Source organism: Microcystis sp. M109S1 (assembly GCF_020247025.1).
Taxonomy (GTDB): domain Bacteria; phylum Cyanobacteriota; class Cyanobacteriia; order Cyanobacteriales; family Microcystaceae; genus Microcystis.
The window spans coordinates 1-11,164 of the sequence record NZ_JADBRW010000229.1; the positions used below are offsets into that span (position 1 = coordinate 1).

At 41.5% G+C, this 11,164-nt stretch carries 11 protein-coding genes; 2 read left to right on the top strand and 9 right to left on the bottom strand.

The window, feature by feature from the left end:
- From IM322_RS11475 to dnaB, 4 genes are all read right to left on the bottom strand, one after another.
- On the bottom strand, positions 1 to 118 hold a 118-nt coding region (locus IM322_RS11475), incomplete at its 3' end, for a helix-turn-helix domain-containing protein (protein ID WP_287713118.1).
- Between the two features lie 165 nt (positions 119 to 283).
- Positions 284 to 1,600 carry a family 10 glycosylhydrolase gene (locus IM322_RS11480; RefSeq protein ID WP_287676681.1) on the bottom strand — a complete coding sequence of 439 codons (1,317 nt, stop codon included), beginning with the start codon at positions 1,598 to 1,600 and terminating at the stop codon, positions 284 to 286.
- A 92-nt stretch (positions 1,601 to 1,692) separates the two neighbouring features.
- Complete coding sequence (locus IM322_RS11485; RefSeq protein WP_287676680.1) at positions 1,693 to 3,270, bottom strand: glycosyltransferase family 39 protein; 1,578 nt, start codon at positions 3,268 to 3,270, stop codon at positions 1,693 to 1,695.
- A 1-nt stretch (position 3,271) separates the two neighbouring features.
- Positions 3,272 to 5,029 (bottom strand): replicative DNA helicase, encoded by a 1,758-nt coding sequence (dnaB, locus tag IM322_RS11490; RefSeq protein WP_287676678.1) that lies wholly within the window; start codon positions 5,027 to 5,029, stop codon positions 3,272 to 3,274.
- A 222-nt stretch (positions 5,030 to 5,251) separates the two neighbouring features.
- Here dnaB and cobM point away from each other — a divergent pair, with 222 nt between their 5' ends.
- On the top strand, positions 5,252 to 6,040 hold the full coding sequence (gene cobM / locus IM322_RS11495; protein WP_286823613.1) for a precorrin-4 C(11)-methyltransferase: 789 nt from the start codon (positions 5,252 to 5,254) through the stop codon (positions 6,038 to 6,040).
- A gap of 348 nt (positions 6,041 to 6,388) precedes the next feature.
- Here the strand turns inward: cobM and IM322_RS11500 are convergent, their stop codons facing one another.
- The 5 genes from IM322_RS11500 to IM322_RS11520 all read right to left on the bottom strand — a co-directional run bounded on the left by IM322_RS11500 (position 6,389) and on the right by IM322_RS11520 (position 10,352).
- Complete coding sequence (locus IM322_RS11500) at positions 6,389 to 6,856, bottom strand: TspO/MBR family protein (protein WP_287676676.1); 468 nt, start codon at positions 6,854 to 6,856, stop codon at positions 6,389 to 6,391.
- 9 nt (positions 6,857 to 6,865) lie between these two features.
- Complete coding sequence (locus IM322_RS11505; protein ID WP_002802447.1) at positions 6,866 to 7,207, bottom strand: translation initiation factor; 342 nt, start codon at positions 7,205 to 7,207, stop codon at positions 6,866 to 6,868.
- A gap of 94 nt (positions 7,208 to 7,301) precedes the next feature.
- A complete protein-coding gene (locus IM322_RS11510) occupies positions 7,302 to 8,816 on the bottom strand; it encodes a cryptochrome/photolyase family protein (protein ID WP_287676674.1) in 1,515 nt (504 codons plus the stop codon).
- A 2-nt stretch (positions 8,817 to 8,818) separates the two neighbouring features.
- Complete coding sequence (locus IM322_RS11515) at positions 8,819 to 8,977, bottom strand: hypothetical protein (RefSeq protein ID WP_287676672.1); 159 nt, start codon at positions 8,975 to 8,977, stop codon at positions 8,819 to 8,821.
- 241 nt (positions 8,978 to 9,218) lie between these two features.
- Positions 9,219 to 10,352, bottom strand: a complete 1,134-nt coding sequence (locus IM322_RS11520) for a HetZ-related protein 2 (RefSeq protein ID WP_287676670.1) — start codon at positions 10,350 to 10,352, stop codon at positions 9,219 to 9,221.
- 291 nt (positions 10,353 to 10,643) lie between these two features.
- On the opposite strand from IM322_RS11520, the gene IM322_RS11525 reads away from it, so the two are divergent.
- Positions 10,644 to 10,940: a hypothetical protein gene (locus IM322_RS11525; RefSeq protein WP_287676668.1), complete on the top strand. Its 297-nt coding sequence runs from the start codon at positions 10,644 to 10,646 to the stop codon at positions 10,938 to 10,940.
- The last annotated feature ends 224 nt before the right edge of the window (positions 10,941 to 11,164 follow it).

Here is an 11,164-nt window from a genome sequence, read left to right on the forward strand (position 1 = left end):
CTTGTGTTCTGAGATGGAGAGCTTTATTGTAAACCAATCTTACACAGCCCAAGGTGCGCCGCAATAGCGACTCTTGTTCGGGTGTTGGGTAAAATCGGAACGAGTAGGCTTTTTCCATGTCTCACATTTTAGCATATATTTGGTAAATGCGCTAGTATTTAACGGTAAAGCCGTCGTAGAACGACGGGGTTTCAGACCCAAATTTTCGATGAAAATAATTTTGTAACCGTTCAGGGGGGGGTCAAGCGGCCAGTGGCATTGACTCTGTGGGCAAAAATTGCTATTAACTACCCGGAGGGGGAATTACAGGAATTTCGATACCGTCTGGTGCTAAGGGGGGAGGTGTGGGGGTTAGTTCTGGCTGGTCAACAGGTTCAGGTGTACTAACTAAGGGAATATTTTCCACCACGGGAAGACGGGGAGTGATTGGTTGCGAAAACAGCGCTTGAATTGCCGCTTTTCTGGTTTCTGGAGGTTCCAAAGCTTGCTGCCAGAGACTTTCATAAAAGAAGAAAATCACCCCTAAACCCCGTTGACGAGCAGCCAATACCTTTTCTTCAATAAAGGGTAGGGCAATCGGTCGATTGCGTAAACCGGTTAAAACTCCCACACCGGTGGGGATAGTTTGCTGGGTTTCCTGAATTTCGGGACGCTCTAATTGTTTGAGAAAACTGGGCAGATCGGGACGATAAACCTGTACGATTAACTCATCGACTAATCCTTGCCGCACCCAACCGAGCCAATCCTGTAAATGACCATTATAGGCGAATTCGTAGGGATTAGGGGCGATCGAAAGCAGTATATTCGGTTTAATTGCCTCAATTGATTCTTTGAGATTAGCCAGAAAAGCGGTGATTTTATCGGCCCGCCATTTTGTCCATTCGGGATCCCGGGGGTTAGCCGGGGGAGTTTTTTCGGTTTCCTGTTGATAAAGGGCGATAGTATAGGGATCATAGCCGAATTCGTTGGGTAAACTCAGATGATCGTCGAATTGGATGCCGTTAATATCGTATTGTCCCACCACTTCCAAGACTAACTCCCGCAGAAAATTCTGCACCTCGGGACGGAAAGGATTCAACCAGACTACCTCCCCGGCTGCCCCTACCCAAGTGGTCCCTCCGTCCCGTTTTTGGGTTAACCAGTCCTGATGTTTTAAGGCTAATTCTGAGGTGGGAGGAGCCATAAATCCGAATTCAAACCAAGGAATGACTAATAATCCCCTTCCACGGGTTTGTTCCACCAATTCTGCTAAGATATCTTGTCCTTGCGCTCCCGTAGGCACAAAAGGCTGTATTCCTTCCCGTTGAGCGATCGCGCTAGGATAGAGAGCATAACCGGAATTCCAAACCACGGGATAGATAGCATTAAAATTAAGATTAACTAATTGCTCGATCGCTTGTTGTCGTTTATCCCTGTCCATCAGCATCGCTGTATCGTTGGTGGTAATCCAAACACCGCGGATATCAGGATCTCGACTTTGAGAGAAAGCGGCAGAAAAATAGCCTAAGAGTAGGACTATGAGAAAAGATGCTAAGAATAGTAGTATAGGGAACTTTTTAAGAATTTGCCGCCAAACGCTGATCGGAATTAGAAAAGTCATTTCTTTAAGATGAAGATTAACGGTTTTAACTGGTTATAATACCAGCTTTGCTCAACTCTTTCAGGCTAGATTGACCCAAAATATATATTTACCTATTTCTTCACTCGCCACAATTGACCATAGGGATAGAAATAATCAAGACGAATATCGAATTGATCTAAGGCAAGTAATAACCGATTGGAAGGACGAAAAAGAAATAAGTTGACGCGGGGAATTTCTAGGACTTCTTTTAACTTATCGGTATCGGGGTTAGTGGTAGTCAGGAAGTATTGTACATCAGCATTAAGACGATAATTAAGGGAAAGCAAATCACCTAAGTTAGTCCAGTCATTACCTTCGTCGCTGATAATAATGGCATTGGGTACAGCATTGATTTTTCTGGCAACTTCGCCATTCCAATAACTAGGAACTTTTGCCCAACTGGTTTCGGAAAGAGCATTATTGAAGTTCGATATTATACTAGCAGTTAACAAAAAAGTCAAGATAATTTTACCTAAAATTTTGCCTTGATTAAGCAATTGTGACAAGAAAAAAGCCACAGTTATATAGATAGTGGGAAAGGATGCAATTAGATAACGGGTGACAGTTGATCTAGTGGTAGTAAAAATTATATCTGGAATGACTAAAGCTAGGAAAGTCCCTAGGGTTGAGGTAATCAGAAAAGTAAAAGCTATCGGGTTATTATAGCGATAAACTCGATAAAAAGCATAGATAGTTAAGCTTAAAAAAAACAGTCTATATATATAGGTGAAGATGTTATTAAAACCGAAGTCGGTATCACTAAATAGACAGGTAAAACCTAGAATCCATAATTTACTGATTAATCCCCAATCGAGATAGTTAACGGCAGCCCAACTGGTGGAGTTAAAGGCCCTTTGAGAGTTAGTTAAAAAAACCTGTAACCAGGGTATATATAAAATCATCATTGTTAACCCAGATAACAGGAAAAATATCAAGTTATTTTTTCGCTCTGGTTTCATAACAAGATACCAAAGTATAAAGGCTGCTTGAGCAAATAAGTTGAGAATAAAAAACAGATGGGTGTAGAGTCCGAGAGTATTAGAGATGGTGTATAAAGACCAATTAACAATAGTTCTTTTCTTGAGGCATTTTAACAGCAGTAATTGACTGATTATCGTTAACAGAACCAAAAGACTATACTGACGAGACATTTGAGCAAATATTATATCAACTGGAGAGAGTGCCAATAAAATTACTGCTAAAATTGCCGTTAACTTCGGCGCAAATAATTCTAGGGATAGATAGTAAATAAATGGCAGGGAGAGAAGACTAAAAACAATCGCTAAACTGCGGGAAGAAACGGGAGAAAAACCGAATATTTTTTCCCAATAGCGAGAGATAATAAAGTATAAAGGTGGATGTTGAGGGTCTTCTTTAGCAAGAGATTTAATTGTATCAACAACATTACTTTCGGGTTTCAGTTGCTGAAATTTTCCTAATTCTGTGGTAGATAAAAGACGATTTTGAAAGATAGTATCAGCGATTTCCTTTGCTTGATAACCAGTGGTTCTAATGGTGGTGTAGGATTCATCGTGCCAATAGATTTTTTTATCGATATTCGCAAAACGAAAAACCACACCGAGAGTTAGGATAATTGCCAAAAGTATTAAGAGCCAATTGGGAGTTTTATAATTAATAGTTGCTTGCATTTTAATAATTAGAGCGACTTTGTTTAAGATTAAGAAACTTGGTAAATTCTGGTTGAAAAAGTAGCTTAATTGTGCCGGTGGGACCGTTACGGTGTTTAGTAATAATTACTTCGGCCACACCTCGATCGGGACTATCGGGGTTATAATATTCATCTCGGTATAACATCATAACTAAATCCGCATCCTGTTCGATACTATTATGGACGATGATATTATTCGCAATAAAGTTATGTAATTTATCTACTGTTAAATCATACACTTCTGTCTCTCCATCCGCTTGAATTGCCATAACTTCATCCCAATTAAACCTTAGGTCTGAATTACTCAGAGAGCGAGGTAAAGCGATATAATTACCGATATTTAATTCATCTAATCTTTGCCAACCGTGGACAGTAAAAAATTTATGATTGGCTGTAGCTCTAATCGTGCGACCTAAACGAGTTGTTAATCGAAAAACTGGCTTAAATCCTGTAGAAAAGACCTTAGTTACCAGTGCTTTTTCTAATTTCATTGTTTCCTCATTAAGAGCAAAAACCGTAAAATTAGAGCAATTAACTAACTGACAAATTGGCACTTTAGCACGAGGATCGGCTAACTCAACTAAACTATCACCCGCTAAACATCCCGACTCGCGTAAATCGGACATCATCGGTCTTTTATTATTGCGAGATTCCACAGCGCGACTTAACTGAGAAAGAGCAATTACCGGAGCATGAATTTCTCTCGCTAAACCCTTAAGACTGCGGGTAATTTTAGAAAGTTCCTGAACACGATTATCACCTCCCCCTTCCATTAATTGCAGATAATCGATTAAAACTAATCCCATTTGCCCCTTTTTTTCTGCCTGTAAACGCCGCACTTGGGAACGCATTTGAATTACACTTAAATTGGCACTATCATCGATATATATGGGCAAATTTAATAACTTTTCTAGTCCCCCAAGAACCTTCTCTAAATCATTTTGTCCCAAACGGCCCGAGCGAATCCGATTACTTTCGATTTTAGCCTCATTCGATAACAAACGTTGGGCTAATTGTTCCTTGGACATCTCCAAACTAAAGACAGCCACAGGTAAATTCTGTTGAGCGATATTATAGGCAATATTAAGAGCAAAAGAAGTTTTTCCCATGGAAGGCCTACCCGCGATAATAACTAAATCCGAGGGTTGTAAACCACTGGTCATCGCATCGAGATCATAAAATTGAGTTTCGATACCGGGTAGAGTGGTCGTCTCCTGCATTTTCTCAATTTCGTTAAAAGTTTCAATTAAAGTATCCCCCAGAAAAATTAAACCCTCTTGGGGTCGTTTTTGGGTGAGACGAAAAATCTTTTGTTCCGATTCATCGAAAACATTTTCTAATTCTAGCGTCGTATCCCTGGCTAACTCAATAATTTCTCCCCCGGTGGAAATTAACTGACGACGCATATATTTATCCATCACTAATTCAGCATAGCGATCGATGTTGGCAGCCGAGACAGTGCGCTCAATTAATTGTAACAATCGCGGCATTCCCCCGATTTCTTCCAGCAGATAATTATCCTGTAACCAGCTGCTAACCGTCATTAAATCCGTCGGTTTTCCCTTCCCTTGTAAAGCAAGCGCCGCACGATAAATATCTTGATGGGTTTTCACATAGAAAGCTTCTGGAATTAAAAAATCACTGATTCTACCTAACGCTTTTGGATCTAGTAAAATACCACCTAAGATAGATTCTTCCGCTTCAATATTTTGGGGGGGGAGGGACTGATCGCTAATCATTGTCAATGCTGACCGTGCTTTATCATTAATATTGTATAGTCAGTTTCACCGTAATTAAATACAAATGTTCAGGTTAATGATCGGATTCAGTATTCAGAAGACAGTATTCTCCGAGTCAGTCCCGATGAAAAAATTTTCACCCCCACAGATGAAAGAGGTTTCCTTCCCCACACCCCACACCCCACACCCCACACCCCACACCCCTTTTAAACAGGATTTAGTATGACTTTAATTGACTCCTCTCCTCTCCTCCCGGCCGTCTATTTTATTGGTGCAGGTCCCGGAGATCCGGAATTATTGACGGTAAAAGCCTATAAAATTCTCCAAAAAGCCGATGTTATCCTCTTTGCTAATTCCCTCGTCCCCAAACAGATTCTTGAGGACACTCGTAAAGATGTCGAGTTAATTCCCACCAGTAGCATCACCCTAGAGGAAATTATCCCTTTAATGATCGATCGCGTGCGTCGGGGTTTAGCGGTGGTGCGACTGCAATCGGGGGATTTAAGTCTCTATAGTGCCATCCAAGAACAAATTCATCTTTTGACAGCAGCGGATATCCCCTTTCAGCTAATCCCCGGAATTAGTGCCTTTCAAGGATTAGCGGCCAAATTGGCCCTAGAATTAACGATTCCTGAATTAGTCCAGACAATTATTCTAACTCGGGTGGAAGGGAAAGCATCTCCTATGCCAGAAAGTGAAGAATTAGCCTCTTTAGCCGCCCATAAAGCCAGTTTATGCCTATATTTAGCCGCCCGTCATGTTGACAAAGCCCAGGAAAAACTCCTAGAATACTACCAGCCAGAGCAACAGGTGGCCGTTTGTTTCCGTCTCAGTTGGCCCGACGAAAAAATCTGGGTTGTCCCCCTGTCAGAGATGGCCCAATTAACCCATCGAGAAAATTTAACTAGAACTACCCTTTATCTAATTAGTCCCGCTTTAAACCAGATTACAGGAACTCGATCGCAACTTTATCACCCGCAACATTCCCATCTTTTCCGTCCTCATCCCTAGGTATTTTCTGGGAAATATACCTAAAGTTAGAGTTAAAGAGCGGCGATTTTGTTTAGGATTATTTCAGGAGGTAAGACAATTTTAAAAATGTTTAAAATTAGTCTAACAATCCATGCACAACTGCCCTATGTGTTCGGGAATTACCCTTCGTCACCTTGGGGTTGGTCGTGCCTAATGGTATTGTCCTCACTGTCGTCAGGAGGTTCCTAACTTCCTTGATTGCTCCAGTCCTCGCAAGGTAAAGGTAGAGCGAGTTAGGGCGATAAAAACAGTCTAGATTTTCAAGTTGGTAGATGGCAATAAGACCTGTGGGATGTGTTAAAAATTAACACATCCCACTTTACCTATCTAGACATCCCTAGGATTGAGATGGATCATTTCCCAAGTCACATAGGTACCGATCGGACTCCAAATCAGGTAGGGTAGGAGTAGGATGCCCGCCCAAGAAGAAACAGGGAAAACCAATAGCGCCAGAAGAAAACCCAAGAAAAAACCCGTACCTCCGATAATCGTTCCCGCTTTGAGACTGCGTAGTTTACAGGTGACGGGAGTATAGGCAGTAATAGTCAATTCCACCAACAGATAAAAAGCCATCAAAAACCAGCGATTAGCCGGTTGCGCTTCCCAGACTAAATAAGCAGAAATTGCCCCACAAATATAGATAATTGTCCAGATAAGAGGGATTAATCTTTCAAAGGTTAACCAATCGGGACGACGCAATCGCGCAAACCAACGTACATCCCGAGAATTAAGTAATCCCCCACCTAACGCGACCAAAAATCCCACGACACCGATAAGCAACCAAGAGGGAATCATGATTTTTAGCTATCCTCCGCTAATTTTGGCTTTGTAACCCGATTCAATGAGAATTTGTAGAATTTTTTGGCGATGATCTCCTTGGATCTCAATGGCATTTTCTTTAACTGTACCACCCGTTCCGCAAGCAGTTTTTAACTGTTTTAATAATTTAGTCAGAGTTTCGGTTTGACATTGAAAACCTGTAACTATGGTAACGGTTTTTCCCGCACGACCAGAGCGGGAGGTTTGTACTCGCAAATTCTGCTGATTCGGGGGTAATTCAGGAATGGAACGCTCAAAAGCTTGGGAATTACTTTGATCTCCAAATTCCTGATAGGCAATCCGGTTTTTTTCCTTAGATTTACTCATATAGCAATTATCATAGTGGGTTTGGGGGTTTTTCAGTGAGCAGTAAACAGTAAACAGTGAACTAAAAACTGGCATCTGATAACTGATAACTGATTCAAAGCTGACGACTGATAGCTCTTAATTGGTTGGACTGGCAGCGCATTTGATTAAGTTCAGCTGCCGACATTCGATCGAGATGACCTAAAATCATATTAACTCGACCTTGGCACTTTAATTTTTCTCGATGTCGTGCCAAAAAATCCCAGTAAAGAAAGTTAAAAGGACAGGCAAACTCCCCGACTCGTTCATTTTTTTTATACACACAACCCCGACAATAATCACTCATTTTATCAATATAGTTGGCCGAGGCGGCGTAGGGTTTAGAGGCGAGAATTCCCCCATCGGCAAATTGTCCCATTCCCAACACATTAGTCTGCATTACCCAATCGTAGGCATCGATAAAAACACTATGAAACCAGTTCTCAACTGCTGGGGGAGAGCAACCAAAAATTAAGGCAAAATTGCTCAAAATCATTAATCTTTGAATATGATGGGCATAACCGGTATTTTCCACCTGTGATAATACTTGTTTGAGGCAATTCATCTCGGTTTGATTACTATCCCAAAAGAAAGCCGGTAAGGGTTGTTGATGCTCAAACCAATTATGATTAGCGTAATCTTCTCCCAGATAATGATAAATTCCCTGCATATATTCCCGCCATCCCAACACCTGACGGATAAATCCTTCGATGCTATTTAGGGCTAAATTATCTTTTTTATAGGCAATTTCTGCCGCTTGAATCACTTCCAATGGCGTTAATAATCCTAGATTAAGATAGGGAGATAATAGGGAATGCCAGAGGGTTTCTTTTCCCGTTATCATCGCATCTTGGTAGGGGCCAAAGTTAGGCAGACAATTAGTGATAAAATGCTCCAAAACCTGTAAAGCTTGTCTGCGGTTTACTGCCCAGCGAAAAGGTTTGATTTTTCCATATTTAGTAATATCTAAAGCTTCCACATCAGCGATAACCTGAAGGGTAATTTCATCGGGTTCAAACCAAAGAGGAGCAGCAGTTTTTAATCCATCCTTGGGCGGTTTGCGGTTTTGTTTATCAAAGTTCCATTGTCCTCCTATCGGTTGATTATCCTCGATTAAAATCTGCCATTTTTTACGACTTTCTCGATAGAAATCCTCTAGTAATAGTCTTTTACGAGATTTAGCCCAATTATTGAAATCTGTCCTAGTCCAGAGAAAGTGATTATTATCAATTAGGGTTATAACACAGTCTAAATTCAGATTTTTGATTAATCTAAGAAAAGGTAAATTATTAGGCATCATAATCTGTAATTCTTTAATGCCTAATCGTTCAATCCAAGCAGATAAAATCGGTTCAAAATCTTCAGCAACTTCGTAGGTGACAGACCATCCTAAAGTTTTTAATTCTTCGGCAAAATGACGCATCGCCGACCAGATTAAAACTAATTTTTGCTGATGATAGGGTCTTTGTCGAATATGATTGTGGGATTCAATTAAAATAACCGGTGTTTCCCGTGCATAGGCTTGACGATTAGCTAATGCCGCTTGTCCTGTCCATAATTGATCACCTAAAATCCAAATGCCAATGGTCATAATTATTTCATTGCCTCGACTATTCCCCCGTATTTTTTAGCCATAATATCCGCCATTTCCCGAGAAGAAAATTTACTGGCTTTGTCGATGCTGGGGGTAAATGTACCCGTAGGGGTTAAATAATGGGTAAATACCCCGACTTTTTTGCTAATAATCCACATATTTTTTGAAGTCAAAAATCAAAAATCAGTGAAAAGACAGTAGGAAACTGCCATTTATAGTCATTTCAATTAAGATTGAGAATATGAATGCCAGAGTTGATAAGGGTTTGATCGGTCTAGACTGTATCAGACTTATCTGAAATGACTATAATACTTCTCACTGAATACCACTCACTTAAAACTCGCATCTGATTACTGATCACTGATTACTGATCACTGATCACTGATTACTGATTACTGATTAGGTTTTTGTCCTGAGACTTTGGGCGCTTAGATAAAGTTGCGTCCATTCTTTGACCACTTGCGTGCGTTTACAGTTTAATTCGCTGGCGATTTCCTCAAGGGTTTTACCCGCTTTTAAGCCATCGATAACGCTTTTACCCGTGGGAGAAAGGGCTGCATAGTAAATTTGCCATTGACTGAGAGTTAAGCCAAAATTATGCTCTTTCGGGCTGATTTCTAACCATTCACTGATTAATTCTGCCTCTTCCTTGAGGGCAAAAACCTTAATCGCATGATAGCCAACTTTTTCCCGGAGACGATAAATCCGTTGAATGGGAATATTCATCTTTTTGGCGATCGCATCTTGGCTTTGGCCGCCTAGATAGAGGTTAAACCAAGTCACCGCCTCCGGACTAACATTTTCCTCTAGATACCTAGCAAAACTCTCTTGAACTTTTACCCGGAGAATTTGCGCTTCTTGGCCAGTGCGTTCATCTTCGTAGGTAGCGATCGCATTTTGATCCAGTAAACTTAAGCTATTTTCCCCCTCATCGCCACTAATTTCATCGGAGAGAATCCGGATCATTTCTTCCCTCGGCACATTAGTGATACCGCTCCTCGCTTGACGACGGAGATAATTAACAAAACGATAGGCTAACAGGGGTTGATTGCGGATCGGACGCAGGGCGTATTCCTCTAGGGTGGCTAACAGCAGCCGATCGCGAGTAGCTTGATCGTTGGTACAACGAGCGATCCATGCTAACTGGGATTGCAGATAGCGATCGCTATTTAACATCTCTTGAATAATTTCTTGCAAGACATCGGCCACCGCTTGCTGACGATCGCGACTTAAGGAAACCCAAGTGCGAATTTTTTGCCGGAGAGTGACACAAGCGCCGAGACGATCGATCAGGTTACGATAGGCGCGGGTGGGACTAACTTTGAGATAGCGTTGCCGCAAAATTTGCCAAAGATAGACTAATCCCCGTTTAGCGATTTCTAAATCTCTCTCATCTAAATTTTCCCAACGTTGGCTATCTTCACCGAGTAACCAATTGATAATGGTATCCCGTTGGCGATCGGTTAAGGAATCCTCTGTTTGCGAGAGGCGATCTTGCCATTGTTGCCTTAACTCGTCGATTATTGTCGTCATCGAAAAATTGAGTTCCAAACCCCGTCCTTTTAGGACGGCTTTAGTTTAAATACTAGCGCATTTGCACAATATATGCTAAAACCTGAGCCATGGAGAAAGCCGATCGCTACCGATTTTACCCAACACCCCCACCGATTACTCCTGGTTGGGTTGACGCAAGGAAACCCAACCTACAATTAAGGGCTGTGGGTACACCATGACCGAGATCTTAAAGCCAGTAAAAATATTTTGGCCGCAGGGCGATCGTCAGTCCGCCTAAAATTCTGTTATCCTGTAAGTGCAGGAAAAATTATGAGGATTAGCCATCAGGAAGATATTATCACAAATGAGCAAATATTACTGGAAAAATGGAGAACATTACCCGACGACAAACAGCAGCAAGTCTTGGAGTTGGTCGAATCATTCTGTCTTGAGGAGCAAACTATTACAGATCCAGTAGCATCGTACCAGCCTAAAACTGAGTTGGGTAAACGGCTGCAAAAAATTCGGACTGCAATTGTAGCATCGGGAGAAAGTCTCTTGGATCTGGAGGGTATTGAACGTGAAAAAGCTGAGAGGAGAGGTGGATATCAAGGAGATAATGGGTGATCAAAACCTTTATTGATTCGGGTGTTTTAATTGCTGCGGCTAGGGGGAATAGCGAAAAGTCACTTCCTGCGGTACAGGTTCTCGTTGACATCCTCACCGCCGTAAACGGACGGTGATTCCCAAACCTCACGATTTAGGTTTCTGCTTCTTTCCCTTGCGGGGTTCCGCACCTGCCTTAACAGAGTAAATCTGTTCTGGTCTTATGGTCGCTCTACAGACTGACA

Excerpts from the sequence above, each read along its gene's own strand:
- IM322_RS11525 (WP_287676668.1), top strand. The coding sequence starts at position 10,644 with ATGAGGATTAGCCATCAGGAAGATATTATCACAAATGAGCAAATATTA.
- cobM (WP_286823613.1), top strand. The coding sequence starts at position 5,252 with ATGACTTTAATTGACTCCTCTCCTCTCCTCCCGGCCGTCTATTTTATT.
- IM322_RS11500 (WP_287676676.1), bottom strand. The coding sequence starts at position 6,856 with ATGATTCCCTCTTGGTTGCTTATCGGTGTCGTGGGATTTTTGGTCGCG.
- dnaB (WP_287676678.1), bottom strand. The coding sequence starts at position 5,029 with ATGATTAGCGATCAGTCCCTCCCCCCCCAAAATATTGAAGCGGAAGAA.
- IM322_RS11510 (WP_287676674.1), bottom strand. The coding sequence starts at position 8,816 with ATGACCATTGGCATTTGGATTTTAGGTGATCAATTATGGACAGGACAA.
- IM322_RS11505 (WP_002802447.1), bottom strand. The coding sequence starts at position 7,207 with ATGAGTAAATCTAAGGAAAAAAACCGGATTGCCTATCAGGAATTTGGA.
- IM322_RS11515 (WP_287676672.1), bottom strand. The coding sequence starts at position 8,977 with ATGTGGATTATTAGCAAAAAAGTCGGGGTATTTACCCATTATTTAACC.
- IM322_RS11485 (WP_287676680.1), bottom strand. The coding sequence starts at position 3,270 with ATGCAAGCAACTATTAATTATAAAACTCCCAATTGGCTCTTAATACTT.
- IM322_RS11520 (WP_287676670.1), bottom strand. The coding sequence starts at position 10,352 with ATGACGACAATAATCGACGAGTTAAGGCAACAATGGCAAGATCGCCTC.
- IM322_RS11480 (WP_287676681.1), bottom strand. The coding sequence starts at position 1,600 with ATGACTTTTCTAATTCCGATCAGCGTTTGGCGGCAAATTCTTAAAAAG.